This window comes from Pseudomonas kilonensis (assembly GCF_001269885.1).
GTDB classification, from domain to species: Bacteria; Pseudomonadota; Gammaproteobacteria; order Pseudomonadales; family Pseudomonadaceae; genus Aquipseudomonas; species Aquipseudomonas kilonensis.
Map to the genome: position 1 here is coordinate 118,517 of NZ_LHVH01000023.1, position 18,781 is coordinate 137,297.

Annotated in this window: 18 protein-coding genes; 9 read left to right on the plus strand and 9 right to left on the minus strand. The window is 60.5% G+C overall.

The annotated features are described in order from the left end of the window. Positions 1-9: 9 nt before the first annotated feature. Genes AD662_RS16125 through AD662_RS16135 form a run of 3 tightly spaced genes read left to right on the plus strand, consistent with a single transcriptional unit; the run spans position 10 to position 2,826 of the window. Positions 10-690 (plus strand): C39 family peptidase, encoded by a 681-nt coding sequence (locus AD662_RS16125; RefSeq protein WP_018601563.1) that lies wholly within the window; start codon positions 10-12, stop codon positions 688-690. A 59-nt stretch (positions 691-749) separates the two neighbouring features. Then, the gene (locus AD662_RS16130) at positions 750-1,496 is read left to right on the plus strand and encodes a hypothetical protein (protein WP_018601565.1); all 747 of its coding nucleotides are present in this window, start codon (positions 750-752) and stop codon (positions 1,494-1,496) included. A 46-nt stretch (positions 1,497-1,542) separates the two neighbouring features. Next, positions 1,543-2,826, plus strand: coding sequence for a transporter (locus AD662_RS16135; RefSeq protein ID WP_053188774.1), 1,284 nt, complete (start codon positions 1,543-1,545; stop codon positions 2,824-2,826). A gap of 161 nt (positions 2,827-2,987) precedes the next feature. On the opposite strand, the gene AD662_RS16140 is transcribed toward AD662_RS16135, so the two are convergent. Then, complete coding sequence (locus AD662_RS16140; RefSeq protein ID WP_024618716.1) at positions 2,988-4,313, minus strand: sigma-54 dependent transcriptional regulator; 1,326 nt, start codon at positions 4,311-4,313, stop codon at positions 2,988-2,990. Positions 4,314-4,654: 341 nt separating this feature from the next. Between AD662_RS16140 and AD662_RS16145 the strand changes: the two genes are divergently transcribed. The 3 genes from AD662_RS16145 to nhaB all read left to right on the plus strand — a co-directional run bounded on the left by AD662_RS16145 (position 4,655) and on the right by nhaB (position 7,992). Continuing rightward, on the plus strand, positions 4,655-4,921 hold the full coding sequence (locus AD662_RS16145; protein ID WP_014338145.1) for a hypothetical protein: 267 nt from the start codon (positions 4,655-4,657) through the stop codon (positions 4,919-4,921). Positions 4,922-5,104: 183 nt separating this feature from the next. Next, complete coding sequence (locus tag AD662_RS16150) at positions 5,105-6,394, plus strand: delta-60 repeat domain-containing protein (protein WP_053188778.1); 1,290 nt, start codon at positions 5,105-5,107, stop codon at positions 6,392-6,394. 95 nt (positions 6,395-6,489) lie between these two features. Next, entirely contained in the window at positions 6,490-7,992 is a 1,503-nt protein-coding gene (gene nhaB / locus AD662_RS16155; RefSeq protein ID WP_053188781.1) for a sodium/proton antiporter NhaB, read from the plus strand. Between the two features lie 159 nt (positions 7,993-8,151). Here nhaB and AD662_RS16160 read toward each other — a convergent pair whose 3' ends face one another. From AD662_RS16160 to gnd, 3 genes are read right to left on the minus strand one after another with little or no spacing between them, the layout of a single operon-like run. Beyond that, the gene (locus tag AD662_RS16160) at positions 8,152-8,973 is read right to left on the minus strand and encodes a Cof-type HAD-IIB family hydrolase (protein WP_018601576.1); all 822 of its coding nucleotides are present in this window, start codon (positions 8,971-8,973) and stop codon (positions 8,152-8,154) included. Next, on the minus strand, positions 8,970-10,490 hold the full coding sequence (zwf, locus tag AD662_RS16165) for a glucose-6-phosphate dehydrogenase (RefSeq protein ID WP_053188783.1): 1,521 nt from the start codon (positions 10,488-10,490) through the stop codon (positions 8,970-8,972). The genes AD662_RS16160 and zwf overlap by 4 nt, the downstream gene beginning before the upstream one ends. Further along, positions 10,487-11,491 (minus strand): phosphogluconate dehydrogenase (NAD(+)-dependent, decarboxylating), encoded by a 1,005-nt coding sequence (gnd, locus tag AD662_RS16170; protein WP_225919183.1) that lies wholly within the window; start codon positions 11,489-11,491, stop codon positions 10,487-10,489. Before gnd ends, zwf begins: the two co-directional genes overlap by 4 nt. A 250-nt stretch (positions 11,492-11,741) precedes the next feature. Here gnd and AD662_RS29530 point away from each other — a divergent pair, with 250 nt between their 5' ends. Further along, complete coding sequence (locus tag AD662_RS29530; protein WP_018601582.1) at positions 11,742-11,915, plus strand: DUF6026 family protein; 174 nt, start codon at positions 11,742-11,744, stop codon at positions 11,913-11,915. Positions 11,916-12,271: 356 nt separating this feature from the next. Continuing rightward, positions 12,272-14,011 carry a phosphoethanolamine transferase CptA gene (locus AD662_RS16180; protein ID WP_053188788.1) on the plus strand — a complete coding sequence of 580 codons (1,740 nt, stop codon included), beginning with the start codon at positions 12,272-12,274 and terminating at the stop codon, positions 14,009-14,011. 24 nt (positions 14,012-14,035) lie between these two features. Here the strand turns inward: AD662_RS16180 and AD662_RS16185 are convergent, their stop codons facing one another. From AD662_RS16185 to AD662_RS16200, 4 genes are all read right to left on the minus strand, one after another. Next, a complete protein-coding gene (locus AD662_RS16185) occupies positions 14,036-14,530 on the minus strand; it encodes a GNAT family N-acetyltransferase (RefSeq protein ID WP_053180138.1) in 495 nt (164 codons plus the stop codon). Between the two features lie 57 nt (positions 14,531-14,587). Beyond that, positions 14,588-15,709, minus strand: coding sequence for a cell division protein ZapE (gene zapE, locus AD662_RS16190; protein WP_053188791.1), 1,122 nt, complete (start codon positions 15,707-15,709; stop codon positions 14,588-14,590). Between the two features lie 193 nt (positions 15,710-15,902). Further along, the gene (locus AD662_RS16195) at positions 15,903-16,244 is read right to left on the minus strand and encodes a nuclear transport factor 2 family protein (RefSeq protein ID WP_014338135.1); all 342 of its coding nucleotides are present in this window, start codon (positions 16,242-16,244) and stop codon (positions 15,903-15,905) included. Positions 16,245-16,295: 51 nt separating this feature from the next. Further along, positions 16,296-17,012 (minus strand): helix-turn-helix transcriptional regulator, encoded by a 717-nt coding sequence (locus AD662_RS16200; protein ID WP_018601589.1) that lies wholly within the window; start codon positions 17,010-17,012, stop codon positions 16,296-16,298. A 288-nt stretch (positions 17,013-17,300) separates the two neighbouring features. Between AD662_RS16200 and AD662_RS16205 the strand changes: the two genes are divergently transcribed. Further along, positions 17,301-17,771, plus strand: a complete 471-nt coding sequence (locus AD662_RS16205) for an LEA/WHy family protein (RefSeq protein ID WP_014338133.1) — start codon at positions 17,301-17,303, stop codon at positions 17,769-17,771. Here AD662_RS16205 and AD662_RS16210 read toward each other — a convergent pair whose 3' ends face one another. Then, positions 17,772-18,695 (minus strand): carbon-nitrogen hydrolase family protein, encoded by a 924-nt coding sequence (locus tag AD662_RS16210; protein WP_053188794.1) that lies wholly within the window; start codon positions 18,693-18,695, stop codon positions 17,772-17,774. Positions 18,696-18,781 lie beyond the last annotated feature (86 nt).

Genomic DNA, 18,781 nt, shown 5'->3' on the forward strand with positions numbered 1-18,781 from the left:
GTATTGATCATGCGTGTCACTGCCGTTTCCCTGCTGCTCTGCCTGGCTTGTATGGCCGAAGCGGCGCAGATACCGGTCGCCGCCCTGCCTGGCGGCATGCTGGTCTACAAACCGGTGCAAAGCGTACGCGAGCGCAAGTTCAGCGACATCGTCGAGCAGAAAACCGATTTCAGTTGCGGCGCCGCCGCACTGGCCACGGTGTTGCGCCAGGCCTATTGGCTTGACGTCGATGAAGAGCACGTCATCAAAGGCATGCTGGTCAATGCCGACCAGGACCTGGTTCGCACCCAGGGTTTTTCCATGCTGGACATGAAGCGCTACGTGGAAAGCATCGGCATGCGTGCCCGAGGCTACCGGATACCGCCAGAGAAACTCGAAGCGGTGACGATCCCGGTGGTGGTCCTGATGGAAATACGCGGCTACAAGCATTTCGTGGTGTTGCAGCGGGCCGACAAGCAATGGGTCTACATCGGCGACCCGGTGCTGGGCCACAAGCGCTACGCCCATGATGAGTTCGTCAAAGGCTGGAACGGCATCGTCTTCGCGATCGTCGGCCCGGGCTATGACAAGACCAATGCGCTACGCAGCCCTCCTCAACCCCTGACAGCCCGTAACAAGCTGGACGGTTTCAACCCGGTCAGGGATGCGGAACTGATGGATTTCGGCTTCATTCAGAGCGACTTTTTTTAATCGCCGACCTACTGCCAACAATAAGTACAAAAAGGAGCAGGAAGCTCCGGGAGCAACACATGAAAACCTCACACTGGCTGTCGCTGGCCTGCCTGCTCGCGACTGCCTCGGGCTATGCCCATGCCGGCTTCAAACCCATCGAAGTCAAGGACCAGGAGCTTGCCGAGCTGCGCGGTCGTTATGTCATGCCCGGCCGAGTCATCAGCTTTGGCATCGTCATGAGCAGTACCTGGCGCAACGCCAGCGGCGACTTGATCGGCGCCACCAGCACCATGCAGATCCAGGCTGCCACCGTCAAACCCGAGTTTTATGTCTCCACCGTCAAGCAGACCGGCAACGGCAGCGTCCCGGAACAGGGCAGCGGCAACATTACCGGTGGTGCGGGCCTTGGCACGAGCCAGGGCGTGACCCAGAGCGTACGTGCCGCCGGCGACGGCAACACGGCCTACAACAACGTCAACATCAATGTGAAGGAGAGCAACCGGGCGCCAGCGCTTGTGCCCTCCCAGGGCCAACTGCTGACCAAGGGCCAGACCATCAGCGGCAGCAACGCCGCCGGCAGCGTCGCGGTCACCGCCACCGGCAGCGGCGTGCAAATGGCGATCCAGGCCAGCCACAACCAGGGCAGCAGCCTGCAACAAGTGGCCCAAGGCGGTTTGCTGCAAAACACCCGCCTGCTGGGCAACAGCAACCTGGTCAACAACATGACGCAACTCAATGTGGTGCTCAACAATAACGGCCCCAGTGCCGGCGCCTTGGACTGCAATCTGACCCAACTGCGTGGCCTGCGTAACCTCGGTTATTGAGCTACGCTGATCTCCGATCATTGGGCAAATAGGGACGACATATTTCATGTATCGATCCGTATCGTTGCGCGCTGTGATGTGTTTAAGCACGTTGTTCCCGGCGGCCGTGTTGCACGCGGCCCCGGATGCGGACATCGAGGCCCTGAAACAGGAACTTCTAGAGCTCAAGCAACGATACGAGGTCCAGCAAAGGGCCCTGGCGGTGCTCGAACAGCGGGTTCGCCAGGTAGAAGATCAACCCGCGGCGACACCGCCCAAGCGCCTGGCCAAATCCCCGGCCGACATGAAAGGCAACCAGACCGTGGCCGGCGGTGGCGCGGCAACGGCTGGCGGCAGCGGCTACGGGCAATCCCTGGCCGATGATTCCCAACCGGCCCAGAGCGTCTCCAACCTCTATGACGAGGCCAGCGGTTTCTTTGGCGGCGGTAAATTCAGTTTCGAGACTGGCGTGACCTATTCGCGCTACGACACGCGGCAACTGATCCTCAACGGTTTCCTGGCCCTGGATTCGATTTTCCTGGGCAACATCAACCTCGACCGGATCAAGGCCGACACCTGGACGCTGGACCTCACCGGTCGCTATAACTTCGACAACCGCTGGCAGTTCGACCTCAACGTCCCGGTGATCTACCGCGAATCCACGTACCAGTCAGGCGGCGCGAACAACGGCGCAGCCGGTGTCACCAGCGAAGAGACCGTGACCCGCAACCCCACCATCGGCGACGTCAACTTCGGTATCGCCTACAAGTTCATGGATGAGTCGATCAACTCCCCGGACGCGGTGGTCACCTTGCGAGTCAAGGCCCCCACCGGCAAGGACCCGTTCGGTATCAAGCTGCGCCAATCCCAGGCCAACACCAACCTGTTCGTGCCTGACGACTTGCCCACCGGCAACGGCGTATGGTCGATCACGCCCGGGCTTTCGCTGGTCAAGACCTTCGACCCGGCGGTGCTGTTCGGCACCCTTTCCTACACCCATAACTTCGAAGAATCGTTCGATGACATCAGTTCCACGGTCAACCAGGAGGTCCCGGGCAAGGTGCGGATCGGCGACAGCTTCCAGATCGGCGCGGGCATTGCCTTTGCCTTGAACGAGAAGATGAGCATGTCATTCTCGGTCTCTGACCTGATCCAAAAGAAAAGCAAGCTCAAACAGGACGGTGGCGACTGGGAGTCGGTGACCTCCAGCGACGCCAACGCCGGCTACTTCAATATCGGCATGACCGTCGCCGCGTCCGACAACCTGACCATCGTGCCCAACCTGTCCATCGGGCTGACCGACGATGCGCCGGATTTCACCTTTAGCCTGAAATTCCCGTACTACTTCTGACGCCCTTAGGGATATGTGAAGGACACATCCCCCAAGGACACTGCAAAACTACTGTGGGAGCGGGCTTGCTCGCGAAAGCGGCGTGTCAGTGACATGGATCAACCTGACACTACGCCTTCGCGAGCAAGCCCGCTCCCACAATGGGTTGTGTATAGGCAGTTCTAGCGGATCTGGTGCTTGTGCAGCAGACGATAGAACGTCGGCCGGGACACGCCCAGTACCCGGGCGGCGACGCTCAGGTTGTCACTGTGACGGTTGAGCACATCACTCAGGGCCTGGCGCTCGGCGCGGGTCTTGTAGTCCTCCAGCGTGCCCATCGGTGCCACGACGCCCTGGTGGCTGGCCAGGCCGAGGTCACGGGCCTCGATTTGTCGGCCTTCGGCCAGTACCAAACCGCGACGGACGCGGTTGGCCAGCTCCCGCACATTGCCGGGCCAGTCATGCATGCCCATCGCCACCAACGCATCCTCGCTGAAGCTGCGGGGACGGCGGCCGGTTTCCTGGCTGTAGAAATGGGAAAAGTGGCTGGCCAGCATCGCCAGGTCACCATGGCGTTCGCGCAACGGCGCCATCGACACTTGCAACACGTTCAAGCGGTAATACAGATCCTCGCGAAATCGCTTGTGCTCAATGGCCGCCTCAAGGTCCACATGGGTGGCGGCCAAGACCCGCACATCGACCGCAATCGGCTGACTGCCACCGACCCGCTCAATGTGTTTTTCCTGCAGAAAACGCAGCAGGTTGGCCTGCAGCTCCAACGGCAGGTCGCCAATTTCATCGAGAAACAACGTGCCACCGTGAGCCGCCTCGATCCGTCCGATCTTGCGTTGGTGAGCCCCGGTGAACGCGCCCTTCTCATGCCCGAACAATTCGGACTGGATCAGGTGCTCCGGAATCGCACCGCAGTTAATGGCGATGAACGGCTTGTTGCGCCGGTGAGACTGACAATGCAGGGTGCGCGCCACCAGTTCCTTGCCGGTGCCGCTCTCACCCCGGATCAATACCGGCGACTCGGCAGGCGCCAGCTTGCTCAACAATTTGCGCAGTTCGCGTATTGGCTTGCTGTCGCCCAGCAGCTCATGTTCGGGCTGATCAATGTGGACCGAGCCCTGCCCCCGCAGGCGCGCCATGCCAAACGCCCGGCCCAGTGTCACCTGGACCCTGGACACGTCGAACGGCAAGGTATGGAAGTCGAAAAACCATTCGCAGACAAAATCACCGACGTTTTGCAGGCGCAACACTTCCTGGTTGAGCACGGCGATCCATTCGGTGCCGCTACGGCTGATCAACTCCTTGACCGCTTCCGGGCGCTCCAGGTGAAAAGGTTGTAATCGCAAAAGGCCGACGTCACACGTCCGATCGCCAGCGTGTTCAAGGGCGCAACTGTCCACATCCCAGCCAATGGTGCGCAGACCTGGCAACAGGCGATGACAATCGTCGCAGGGATCAACCACGAGCAAACGACGTGACGTACTGGCTTCGATCATGACTGATCCTTGGCGCCAAAATAAGGAAATATGATTAGAAACAGTCGTTTGGCAAACCTGCATGTAACAGTAGCAAGAAGTTGACGCCCCCTTGTATCGATTGATTATCGAGATCGCGTCAAACTGGTTATAAGCGAGCGTTTCGTTAGTTGTCGCAGGCGTATTTCTTTCATGGCGCTTTCAAACAAAAGCCAAAAAGCCTGGTCTGAAAGAAAATCGAAATTTATTTAAATAATGTGTGACCCGCCTGCGGGTTCGGGACATCAGTACAAGTAACCAGCCGCACGGTACGCCCAACCGACGGCACATCATTTGTTTGGGCACACTTAAGAGAAAACGCCATGAACGCCCCGCTCCGTATCAACGAAGCTCTTTTGATTGCCGACCGCGCATTCCGTCCTTTCCACTGCGTGGCCTGGGCTCCACAAGACGGTAACGGTGAACTTAGCCTGACCGTCGTCGACCGCACCAATACCCATATTGGCCGCACCCAGATTCCAAGCAGCGCCTATACCGACCCGGTCCAACTGGCCGACCTGTTGAAACAGGCCCGTGCCGAACTGAGCCAGGAAGGTTACACATTGCAATCGTGGTCGATGCCTGAATAACCACCGGTAAAGCCTGTTATCGATTGCAGGCTTGGCTCTGGATTGTAAAGCCATTGTTATGGCACGAATCGCTGCTGTATCTGTAGAACATGACAGTTGTGCATTGTCACATTCAGGGATTGAATGTTGCCCTCATGCAGTCGTCGCCCTTCCGGGCCTTTCGACACGCAAGGAGAGGCAGGCATGCTCGATCAGTTCGCGTTTGTGCTCCCCCGGACCATGGCCCACGCCGGGCAGCTTGACTCAGGCTTTGCCGCCAACGGCAAAGCCTGGGTTCATTTCGAAGACAGCACCTCGAGCCTGACCACTGGATTGACCCTCGACCACGCAGGAAGAATCCTGGTGGCGGCCAGGATCGAGACCACCCACGGCAGCCGGTTCGGGCTGGCAAGACTCAACCATGACGGTTTAACCGACCCGGGCTTCGGCACTCGCGGCTGCGTGATCGGCGCATTTGAAAACGGTTTCGACGCGACGGCAGGCAAGGTGATCGCGTTGCCCGACGGGCATATCCTGTTGTCCGGCCTGCACTACGAAAACAACGACCATACCTTTCCCGCCCTGGCGCTGTTCGATCAGCAAGGCCGCGCCGTTCAAAGCTTCGGCAACGCCGGCCGGCACATCATCAGGCTTTGCGGCAATCTCTCCCAAGGCCTGCGCGATCCCTGGCTGCCGCCCGGCGTGCCGGGACTTGAGGCTTGCGACATGCAAGTGCAGGCCGATGGCCGGATCCTTGTGCTCGCCAACCATCACTATCAATTGTCCGACCATGTCGGCGTACTGATCCGGCTCTTGCCGTGCGGGGCATTGGATACCTCATTCAACGGTCGCGGTTTCGTGATGGTCCGACGCTTGTTGAAAAATACCTGGCTCGGCTGCCTGGCGCTCCAGGCTGACGGCCATATTGTCGTCGGCGGCGCCATCGACTTGCCCCAGCATGGCTTGATTGCCCGCTATGACAGCAGCGGCAAGCTCGATGACAGCTTCGGTGAAAACGGCTTTCTGTCGATCCTGGCGCAGGGTCACAGCGTGATGGTCAGCCAGATCGTCCAGGACACGAACGGTGATCTGCAGGTGTTCGGCAGCAGCCGTGATCCGATGCATAGCCTGTCCCTGAAAGTGCGCCCCGACGGCAAGCCGGACCGTCATTGCAATCAGGGCCAGTGCCAGCTCATGGCGATCGGGCGCAACGCCAGTCAGTGGACCGCCGCCCAGCTTCAAGCGGACGGAAAACTGCTGACCGCTGGCGCCACCATCGGCGGTATCGAGGCCGATTTCGTGCTTGCCCGACATCTGCCAGATGCCAGCCTCGACCCGGATTTCGGCCAGGGCAAAGGCTGGGTTCGCACTCGACTCGGCTACAGCCTCGATACCGCCACCGCCCTGGCTGTGCAGACTGACGGCAGAATCCTGGTGGGCGGCTATTCGCTCCACGGTCATTATCGAGCGGTGGTTGCGCGATATTGGGCCTGAGTCGAATTGTCACGGGTGAACGGTATTTATTCTTACGCTTGATATTCCTCATTTCTTACGGCAACTTGCGCGCTTCTAACTAAAAGGAGCAGCCGATGTCCGGCCCAATGGCTCAAGCGTTCGCGCACAACTTTCTTGGCCACTCACCGCGCTGGTACAAGGCGTGCATCATCACCTTCCTGATCCTCAATGCCGTGGTGCTGTGGACCCTGGGCCCGGTCGTCGCAGGCTGGATGCTGGTGCTGGAGTTCATCTTCACCCTCGCCATGGCCCTTAAATGCTACCCATTGATGCCTGGTGGGTTGCTGCTGGTCGAGGCCCTGGTGCTGGGCATGACGACCCCCAAGGCGCTGTACGACGAGCTGCTGCATAACTTCCCGGTCATCCTGCTGCTGATGTTCATGGTGGCCGGGATCTACTTCATGAAGGATCTGCTGTTGTTCCTGTTCTCGCGCCTGCTTTTGGGTGTGCGTTCCAAGGCGATGCTGTCCTTGATGTTCTGCTTACTCTCGGCGTTTCTGTCGGCCTTTCTCGATGCCTTGACCGTCACGGCAGTGATCATCAGCGCCGCGGTGGGCTTTTATTCGGTGTACCACCGCGTGGCGTCGGGCAACGATCCGCGCCAGGACAGCAGCATCGATGAAGACCATGACCTGCCGACGCTGCATCATGCCGACCTGGACCAGTTCCGGGCCTTTCTGCGCAGCCTGCTGATGCATGGCGCCGTGGGCACGGCGCTGGGCGGCGTCTGCACCTTGGTGGGTGAACCACAGAACCTGCTGATCGGCCATGAAATGGGCTGGCATTTCGCCGACTTCTTCCTGAAAGTCGCGCCGGTGTCGCTGCCGGTGCTGGTAGCCGGGCTAGCGACCTGCGTGGCGCTGGAAAAGCTGCGTTGGTTCGGTTACGGCACGTTGTTGCCAGACAACGTGCGTGCCGTGCTGGCCGACTACGCTGAGCAGGACAATCGCGAACGCACCGCACGGCAACGAGCGGCGCTGATCGTTCAGGGTATCGCCGCGCTGATTCTGATCGTGGGCCTGGCGTTACACATTGCCGAAGTCGGCCTGATCGGCCTGATGGTCATCGTGTTGATTACCGCCTTCACCGGCATCACCGACGAGCACCGGCTGGGCAATGCGTTCAAGGACGCCATGCCGTTCACGGCGCTGTTGGTGGTGTTCTTTGCGGTAGTGGCGGTCATCCACGACCAGCAGTTGTTCACGCCGCTGATCCAATGGGTCCTGGCCCTGCCCGCCGACCAGCAGCCGGGCATGCTGTTCATTGCCAATGGCCTACTCTCGGCCATCAGCGACAACGTGTTCGTGGCGACCATCTACATTACCGAGGTCAAACAGGCCTTCGTCAACGGCCACATGAGCCGCGAACAGTTCGAGACCCTGGCGGTGGCCATCAACACCGGCACCAACCTGCCGAGCGTCGCCACACCCAACGGCCAGGCCGCCTTCCTGTTTCTGCTGACCTCGGCGATTGCCCCGCTGATTCGCCTGTCCTATGGCCGGATGGTCTGGATGGCGCTGCCCTACACCGTGGTGATGGGTGGCTTGGGCTGGTATGCGGTGACTTACTGGTTGTAGAAATATTGGAACATCGATGGCAAGGGGATCCCTCTGTGGGAGCAAGGCTTGCCCGCGATGAAGGCGATGCGGTCTATCAGGAACCGAGGCGCCTGTTTCGCGAGCAAGCTTTGCTCCCACAGTAGGAATAAATTCCCCTGCCACAAAAGCCGGGGCATCCTATCGCGGCAAGATGTACCGTTCGATCGCCAGCGCCGCACCGTCATCGATAACGGCGGCGGTCACGACATCCGCTTGACGCCGGATCGCCTCCTCCGCCTGCCCCATGGCAATCGACAACCCCGCGCGGTGGAACATCGCCGGGTCGTTACCACCATCGCCCATGGCCGCCGTCTGTTCCAGTGGCACATCAAGGAAGGCTGCCAGGGTCGACAGTGCTTCCCCTTTGTTGGCCTTCATCGCCGTCACGTCCAGGTAGATCGGTTGCGAACGCGACACCTGGGCCTGGCCCTTGAGCAGCGGATGCAGCCGAGCTTCCAGTTCCACCAGCAGGTCGGTGTTGGCGCTGGTGGCGACGATCTTGTCGATCCGCTCCAGATACGGCTCGAAGCTTTCGACCTCTACGGGTGGGTAGCCCAGGCCACGCGTCTCCACCGGTACCATCGGACCATTGGCGTCGCGCACCAGCCAGTCGCCATCGGCAAATACCCAGACTTCGATGCCGGGTTGATCGGCATACAGGGCCAGCGTGGTCAGAGCGGCCTCGGGGGGCAGGTAATGGACGGCAAGAAAGCTGCCATCGGGATGAACCAACGTGCCGCCATTGAACGCCGCCGTGGGCAGGTCGACGCCCAGGGCCTCGATCTGCTGCAACATGGCCCGCGGCGGCCGCCCGGTGGCGAGGCTGAACAACACACCGGCCTCACGCAATGAGCGAACCGCTTCAATGGTGCGCTGGTTGAGACTGTGATCAGGCAGCAGCAAGGTGCCGTCCATGTCGCTGAGTAAAAACCGGATGGGGTGTTTCAGCAGATCACTCATCCGAGGCCATGCCAGACGCGATTGTCGCGAGTCAGCAAGTCCTCGGCGGCCGCCGGGCCATCTTCGCCGGCCTTGTAGGACTGGAGTGCCGCGTCCTGCTGCCAGGCATCGAGGAACGGCTGCACGGCGCGCCAGCCGTTTTCAATGTTGTCGGCACGCTGGAACAGCGTCTGGTCACCTGTGAGGCAATCGTAGATCAGGGTTTCGTAACCTGTAGACGGCTGCATTTCGAAGAAGTCCTTGTAGGCAAAGCCCAATTCGATATTGGCCATGTCGAGTGCCGGCCCCGGCCGCTTGGCCAGCAGGTCGAACCACATGCCTTCATTGGGCTGAATCTGGATTCTCAAGTACGTAGGTTGCAGTTCGTCGACTTCGGTGTCGCGAAACTGCGCGTAAGGCGCTGGCTTGAAGCAGATGACGATCTCCGTGTCCCGCACGCTCATGCGCTTGCCGGTGCGCAGGTAAAACGGCACGCCGACCCAGCGCCAGTTGTCGATCATGACCTTGAGGGCGACGTAGGTCTCGGTGCTGCTGTCGGGCGCTACGTTGGCCTCCTGGCGATAACCGTTTACCGCCTTGCCGCCGACTTCACCGGCAGTGTACTGGCCACGGACCGAGTTGGCCCGGGCCTGCTCCACCGACCAGGGCCGGATCGCCCCGACAACCTTGGCCTTTTCCCCACGCACGGCGTCAGCACCAAACGCCGCTGGCGGCTCCATGGCCACCATCGCCAGCAGTTGGAAAAGATGATTGGGCACCATGTCTCGCAGGGCGCCGGTATGCTCATAAAAACTGCCACGGGTTTCCACGCCGACGGTTTCGGCGGCGGTGATTTGTACGTGGTCGATGTAGTGGTTGTTCCAAAATGCCTCGAACAGGCTGTTGGAGAAACGGCTGACCAGAATGTTCTGCACCGTTTCCTTGCCCAGGTAATGGTCGATGCGATAGATCTGTTTCTCGCTCATGACCTTGAGCAGGCAGGCGTTCAGCGCTTCGGCGGTAGGCAGGTCGGAGCCGAACGGCTTTTCGATCACCACCCGCCGGAAGGCGCCCTCCTGCTCCTGAAGCAGCCCGGCCGCACCGAGGCGGCTGACCACTTCACTGAAAAAGCGCGGCGCGGTCGCCAGGTAGAAAACCGCATTGCCGGTGCCGCTGGCAGCGATTTTCGCCGCCAGCGCCTGGTAGGTGCTCTCATCGAGGAAGTCACCCTGGACGTAGCTGATGCCCTGGGCCAGCTTGGCCCACAGCACTGGGTCGAGCGCGCGGTTGGCATCACCGCCCTTGCTCGCCGCTTCGTTACGGATGAAATCCTCGAGTTTCTTGGCAAAATCCACATCGCTGATGGCGTTGTGGTCAACCCCGATGATGCGCAGCCCATCGCCCAGCAGACCGTCGCGACTGAGGTGGTAAAGCGCCGGCATCAGAAGACGCTTGACCAGATCGCCATGGGCACCGAACAGAAACAACGTGGTCGGCGGCGCAGGTTCTGCCTTGGATTTACTGGCGATCGAGGTCATTTTTTCGGCGTCTCCACGTGGCCGCCAAAGCCGAAGCGCATGGCCGAAAGCATTTTGTCACCGTACGTGCTTTGCTGGCGCGAGCGGAAACGGGCGAACAGTGAACTGGACAGGACCGGAACCGGCACCGCTTGCTCAATGGCGGCCTCGATGGTCCAGCGGCCTTCTCCGCTGTCGGCGACTTCGCCGGAAAAACCGTCCAGTTTCGGGTCGCTGGCCAACGCGTCGGCGGTCAAGTCCAGCAACCAGGACGACACCACGCTGCCGCGACGCCAGACTTCGGCGATATCGGCGACGTTCAAGTCGAAACGCTGCTCAGCCGGCAGGCTTTCGCTGGATTTGGTCTTGAGGATGTCAAAACCCTCGGCGAAGGCCTGCATCATTCCGTATTCGATGCCGTTGTGGATCATCTTCACGAAATGCCCCGAACCGGCCGGGCCCGCGTGGATGTAGCCACGTTCGGCGCGGTCATCGTCGGATTTGCGATCACGGGTGCGCGGGATGTCGCCCATGCCCGGCGCCAGGCTGTCGAACAGCGGGTCCAGGCGCTTCACCACGTCGGCCTCACCGCCAATCATCATGCAGTAGCCGCGCTCCAGGCCCCAAACGCCACCGGAGGTGCCGACGTCGATGTAGCTCAGGCCTTTTTCCGACAGGGCCTGGGCGCGACGGATGTCGTCCTTGTAATACGTGTTACCGCCGTCAATGATCACATCACCCGGCTCAAGCAGTTCGCTGAGGGCGTTGATGGTGTCTTCGGTGGGTGCGCCGGCCGGCAGCATGACCCAGACCGCCCGTGGTTTTTCCAGGCCGGCGACCAGTGCCGAGAGGTCCGCGACGCCCATCGCGCCTTCCTGGTGCAGGTTTTCGACAAAAGCGGCATTGCGGTCATAGACGACGGTGGTGTGCCCATTGAGCATCAGGCGCCGCGCAATATTGCCGCCCATGCGGCCCAGTCCAATGATCCCGAGTTGCATGTGCTGATGCTCCCTACTACAAATAAAGGTAAGTCAAAGATTTAGCTCGTAAGACACGTGGAGGTTAGTCCAGAGCATTGCTGCATAGTTTCCGGGTAATTCGAGCGATCACAAGGGATAAAGCTCAAGATCCGGCCGAAGCCACAGCGACCATGAAAAATAAAAAAGTTCCAATCACAAGCAAAAGAAATCAGAATCGGCGCCGATAGTAGAGGTGTCGACCAAATACTGGCGACATCTCTATAGTTGATGTACGCCATTTGCGAGGTGAGCAATGGGCCCTGTCGTTACCGCACGTCCTCCCCAAACCCTTTATGTGACCATTCGTCGCGATGAATTGCGCCTACTCAAGGAAGAACGCGATCTACTGCTTGATGAAGTGATGCAGCTGCGCATGCAGTTGCAACACGCACAACTGCCCCACCAGAGCCAGTCCCTGGCTCGGTAACCGCACCAGAGGGTAGGAGCTGGCGAAGCCTGCGATCTTTTGATATTGATCTTTCGCTTGAGACTTAACTGTCTGGGGCAAGATCGCAGCCTCGTTGCACTCGACAGCTCCTACACAGCTCCTACACAGCACCTGCAGGCAAAGGCCAGCGGGTGCAAGCTCCCTCGCCACAGCGTGGGGCGCTTCTTTGCCTGTCGTGCTACCGGCTCATCACCTTCCCTGCGTTTTGTAACCGAAAAACTCATAATTTTTTCACAACCGGCTCGCAATACTCCGCGCCTTTAGGGTTGCTCGGCGTATGCCTGCGGTCACCAATCAGGTGCCGACAGCTTCGTCGATAAGGGCTGGAGCGCTTGATGAGCTTGTTCAAACGCAGCAAAACGACAGCGAAAGGTTTCGACTGGGCCGGATTCGGCTGGCTGTTTCTGTTCTTCTGGTATTTCTCGGGCATCACCCAACTGCTCATTTTGCTGAGCGACACCTCCGGTTTCACCGGCTTTCGCCAAGCATTCGTGATGAGCGCGATATGGCTGGCACCCCTGCTGCTCTTCCCCGCCCGTACACGCTTGCTTGCCGCATTGATCGGCGTGGTGCTGTGGGCCTGCTCCATGGCTAGCCTGGGCTACTTCTTCATTTATCAGCAAGAGTTTTCCCAAAGCGTCATCTTCATCATGTTCGAATCGAACGTGCCTGAAGCCGGCGAGTATCTGACACAATATTTCGCTTGGTGGATGGTGGCGGCGTTCCTGGCCCATACCGCCGTCGGCTATTGGCTCTGGACCCGCCTGCGCCCGGTGTACCTGCCCCGAGGTCAGGCCATGGCGGCGGCAGCCGTCATCGTGCTTGCCGTGGTCGGCTACCCGTTGATCAAGCAGACCCTGCGCACCGGCAGCTTCGCCTACGGCCTGGAGGAGTTCGAAGATCGCATCGAGCCGGCGGTGCCGTGGCAGATGCTGGTGGCCTATCGTCACTACGGTGAACAGTTGGAGAACATGCAAGGCATGCTCCACAGCGCCAGCAAAATTGCGCCACTGCGCAACCTCAAGGATGCCATGGCCGACCAGCCGGCCACCCTGGTGCTGGTGATCGGTGAGTCCACCAACCGCCAGCGCATGAGCCTCTACGGTTACCCGCGGGAAACCACACCGGAGCTGGACAAGCTCAAGGACCAGTTGTCGGTGTTCGACAACGTCATCACCCCGCGCCCCTACACCATCGAAGCGCTGCAGCAGGTGCTGACGTTCGCCGACGAACAGAACCCGGACCTGTACCTGAGCACACCGTCGCTGGTGAGCATGATGAAACAGGCCGGCTACAAGACGTTCTGGATCACCAACCAACAGACCATGACCAAGCGCAACACCATGCTCACGACCTTTTCCCAACAGGCCGACGAACAGGTGTACCTGAACAACAACCGCAACCAGAATGCCGCGCAGTATGATGGCGACGTGATCGAGCCGTTCAACAAGGCCCTGGCCGACAGCGCCCCGCGCAAGCTGATCGTGGTGCACCTGCTCGGGACCCACATGAGCTACAAGTATCGGTATCCGCCGACCTTCAACAAGTTCACCGACCGCAAGGACGTACCGGCGAGCCTGCGTGATGATCAGGTCCCGACCTACAACAGCTACGATAACGCGGTGCTTTACAACGATTTCGTCGTGTCCAGCCTGATCAAGGACTACGCCAAGACCGACCCCAACGGTTTCCTGTTGTACCTGTCGGACCATGGTGAAGACGTGTTCGACTCGCAGGGCCACGGCACGCTGGGCCGCAACGAAGGCAAGCCGACCGCACCGATGTACACCATTCCCTTCATGGCCTGGGCGTCACCCAAATGGCGCGAAAGCCATGACTGGAACTTTGCCGGCGACCTGTCACGGCCCTACAGCAGCTCGCACCTGATTCACACCTGGGCGGACATGGCTGGCTTGAGCTTTGATGAGCTGGACCACAGCAAGAGCCTGGTCAGCAATGACTTCAAGGCCCGGCCGCTGCTCATCGGCAACCCGTATCAAGCCCCGCGCAAGGCCCTGATCGACTTCAGCCTGATGCAGCCCAAGTCGACATTGACTAAAGTCGTGCAGAAATAACCGAAGTCGTCCAGATGCACGCTTTTACAGGGGCTTGATCCAGAACTGCATAGGCCCGTGGGCCGGGTCGAACATGCCGGCGGCAAAGCCGAACTTGGCGTAGCTGCCCTGGGCCACGGCATTGCCCTCGAGCACCTCCAGGGTGATCTTGCAGCAACCGCGCTGGCGGGCGATGTCCTCGACCTTCTGCAACATCTTCTGGCTCAACCCGAGACCGCGAAAGGCCGGCATGACCGCCACGTCATGGATGTTCACCAAGGGCCGGCAGGCAAAGGTTGAAAAACCTTCGAAGCAATTGACCAACCCCGCCGGTTCGCCGTTGACGAAGGCCAGCACGCTGAAAGCATGGGGGCGCTTGGCCAGTTCCCCGGGCAGGTGCAACAGCACCTCGGCCGGCAATGAATGCCCCCCTCCCATCGGGTCCTGCGCATAGCCATTGAGCACATGACAGATCGCTTCGGCGTGGACCGGGTTGCTGTAGCTGGCTTGTAGAACAAGAATGTCCTTGGCTTCTTCCATGACCTTCCATCTCACTTCGGTAGTACCGGCGACTCGACGCCGTCGGCGGGATACAGGTCAGACCTGCTGACCAAAACGTTGCATTTGCATTTCCTGGAGGCGACTGAGCGTACGGCGAAACGGGAATTGCAGATAGCCCTCGGTGTACAACTCATCCATCGGCACCTGGGCCGAAAGGTACAGCGGCACCTTGCGGTCATAACATTCGTCGACCAGGGCGATGAAGCGCCGTACGCCATCGTCATGGATCGACAACTGCGGCAGTTCGCGATCACCCGCCGCGACCCGTTCGACGCCGTCCTCGGTGCCACGGGCAATGCGCCCTTCGCGCTGTTCGGCGCTCAGGCACGGTACATCACTGAGCAGGATGACGCTGAAGCGGTCGCACAGCGCCATGAAATCCAACGCCGAGAATGGCTGTTCGCACAGGTCGGAGTAACGGCTCCAGAGCACGCTGTCGCTGGCCTGGACCGGTTCAAGCAGGCGATGACCGACCTCGATCGGCGCGCTGTTCGACGTTTGCCCGGCGGTCAACTGGATGAAAACATTGGCCAGCGGATCAGGTTGCCCGGGATCGCGCAGCCAATAACGCTGCTGTAACTGGCCTGGGTGCTGGCGATGGTCTTGCCAGCCGTTCACCGGCACAACCTGCATATATCGATTGATCGCGGTGATAGTCGGCAGGAAACGCTCACGGTTGTGGCCGTTGGCATAGAGTTCTTCCGGCGGCAGGTTGGAGGTACTGACCATCACCATGCCCAGTTCGAACATCACTTGGAACAGGCGCCCGAGGATGATCGCGTCGCCAATGTCGTTGACGAACAGTTCGTCGAAACACAGCACCCGTACTTCAGCGCTCAGCTCCCGGGCCAAGGCTTGCAAAGGATCCGGCGTGCCGGTGAGCTGGAACGAACGCTGATGCACCCACGCCATGAAATGATGGAAGTGTTGTCGCCGGGCCGGCACCTTGAGGCTTTCGTAAAAACGGTCCATCAGCCAGGTCTTGCCACGCCCCACCGGTCCCCAGAGGTAAACGCCCCGGATCGACTTGCGCCCTTCGTGCAACGCCGTGTGGCATTGCTCCAACGCCATGATGGCCAATTCCTGGGCCTCGTCCTGGACGAAGCCGTGGTGTTCGATGGCATGCTGCCAGGCGCTCAGGGGGGAATCGAAGGTCATACGGCCCGGGTCCGGAAAACGAAGGTGGGGAGTATGCCCTGTGGGAGCAAGGCTTGCCCGCGATAGTTGCGCCGCGGTCCAACAGCCAAACCGCGTTATCGTTCATCGCGGGCAAGCCTTGCTCCCACAGGCCTTGATCCCACAAGACCTTGCTCCCACAGGGCATGCTTCCACAAGACCTGGGTGCAGAATGCTAAATCGAGATATCCAACCGACTGATCTTGCCCTGCTCATCGAGCCGGAAGGTATAACGCAACTCCAGCGGGCTGCCGGGGAATGTCCCGGAGATCAGGTTTTGCACCAGCACCTTGCCAGTGCGTTGCTGCACATTGAGGACTTCCACACGTGGCTGGAAGCGTCGGGCGGTGTCTTCCATCCATTGGGCGATGGCCTGGGCGCCAACACGGTGCTGGCCTTCATCGAACACGTTGGCATCCTCGGCGAAGAAACGCATCGCCGCCGAACTGTCACGGGCATTGGCGGCCGCAATGTAGCCGGCGATGGCCGGGGCCAGGGAAGAGACGGGATTGGACATGATACGGCTCCTTGTTTTATCGATCTGGCACCATGCTAGACCAGCGCTGTGTCAGTTTTTGTCAGGAGTGAAACGCCCGGTTTCGTCCAGTTTCATCAGCGCAAACCAGTCGCGCAGCAAGTCGCTGCGTCGGCCCGGATAACGCTCGCCTTGCTCGGTGGCAGAGGCAATCCGGTCGGTGCGAAAAGTTCGATAGGCGCTGCGCAATTCGCACCAGGCCACCACCACCCGCGCCTCATTGAAAAAACCCAGGGCCAGCGGCCAGATCAAGCGCTGGCTCGGGGTCTTGTTCACGTCGGCGTAGTCGATGTGCAGCTTGGCCTGGGCGCGAATGGCCTGGCGGTAGACATTCAGTTCCACGGTGTTCTGCGGATAACCATAACCCGGCGGGCCAGGCAACACCGTGGGGTTGCGCAACGCGTCTCGCACATCGGGCGCCAGCACCGCTGCGACCTTCGCCAGCGCGTCGGCCGCCGCCTTGCCCAGCACCTCGTCGGCGCGCTGATCCACGTAGCGCAAGCCCAGCACAATGGCCTCGATTTCATCGGCGGTGAACATCAGTGGCGGCAGGAACAGGCCACTGCGCAATACATAACCAATGCCCGCCTCGCCCTGGATCGGTGCACCGAGGGCTGTGAGTTCGGCAATGTCGCGGTACAAGGTGCGCTCGGAGACGTTCAGTTCGCCCGCCAACGTCGCAGCGGTGACCGGGCAACGCTTGCCCCGCAGGACTTGCAGCAAAGTGAGCAGACGAGTGGTACGCGACACGATGGACAGTCCGCAAAGAAAAAGATGACGCAGATTAGCAGAGGCTGGTGTCAGAAACTGTCAGGAGCCATGAACCTTGTTCGGATCCAGAGCAAGGTGGAATCTGCCCCGCAAGGCTGTGGGAGCAAAGCTTGCTCGCGAAACAGACACCTCGGCCCCTGAAAGACCGCATCGCCTTCATCACGGGCAAGCCTTGCTCCCACAGGGTGGTTTGCCGTTGTCATGGGGCCGCTGTGGGTTATCGTACTCAATCGTTTCCGAGTTTTTCCCTTCCTCGAGAGTCTATCCATGCGCAGAATCCTCGGCCTTTCCGTTTTCCTGATACTGCTCAGCCTGAGCGCCTGCGCCCTCTTCCCGCACCGTGACCCGCTGAACATCAACGTGGTCGGCATCGAGCCATTGCCCAACCAGGGCCTGGAGGTGCGTTTCGCCGTGAAACTGCGCGTGCAGAACCCCAACGAAACCGCCATCGACTACAACGGCGTGGCGCTGGACCTGGAGGTCAACGGCCGTACGCTGGCGACGGGGGTCAGTGACCAGAGCGGTTCGATTCCGCGTTTTTCCGAAGCGATCCTGAGCGTGCCGGTGAGCATTTCGGCGTTTTCCGTGTTGCGCCAGACCCTGGGTCTGAGCCAGACCCAAAGCCTGGATAACCTGCCCTACGTGCTCAAGGGCAAGCTCGCCGGCGGCGTGTTCGGCACCCTACGCTTCGTCGACCGCGGAACCCTGGACCTGCCGGGCTCCGCCGCCAACTGGTGATCAGGCGGTGAAGCGCACGCCGGGCTTGGCGCGCTCGTCCACCACCAACTCGAACACGTCCGGCCTGGCGTAATGCCCGACCACGTCATAGTCGTAGCGCGCCCGCACCAGTTCATCGGTGTCGATTTCAGCGGTCAGTAACCCGGCGGTGTCTTTCAGCGGCCCGGCCAGCACGTCGCCCATCGGGCCGACAATCACACTGCCGCCAGCAATCAACGGCCGCTCGGCCGGCCAGTGTGCGACCTCGATGCCCAGGGCCTGCGGCGAGGCCTGGACCTGGCAGGCACTGACCACAAAACAACGACCTTCGTGGGCGATATGGCGCATGGTCACCTGCCACATCTCCCGCTCATCCACCGTTGGCGCACACCAGACTTCCACTCCTTTGGCGTACATCGCGGTGCGCAGCAGCGGCATCATGTTTTCCCAGCACACCGCCGCGCCGACCCGGCCGACCTGGCTGTCGATCACGGGCAAGGTCGACCCATCGCCCTTGCCCCAGATCAGCCGCTCGGTGCCAGTGGGCATCAACTTGCGGTGCCGGGCCACCAGGCCCGCATCGGGTTCGAAATACAGCGCGGTGCAGTACAGGGTGCTGCCGACACGCTCGATGACGCCCAGCACCAGGCTCGCCCCCGTACGCGCCGACAGCCCGGCCAGCGCGTCGGTTTCAACGCCGGGCACGTCAATGGCATTGGCAAAATAGCGGGCAAACGCCTCGCGCCCCTCCGGCAACCGGTAACCCAGTTGCGTCCCGAACCCCTCGCCCTTGGGATAGCCACCCAACAGCGCTTCAGGCATCACCACCAGGCGCGCGCCAGCCTCGCGAATGGCCTCTTCGTAGGAAAGGATCTGTGCCAGGGTCTCGCCCTTGCCGCCGGGCAACGAGCCGATCTGCAGGGCAGCCACAATGGATTTGGGCATGGTTTTTCAACTCCTTGATCATCAGGTGTTGCTGATTCTCAAGCCGCGGCCGATCATGAATAAAGCCCAGAATGCTGCTAAATGAT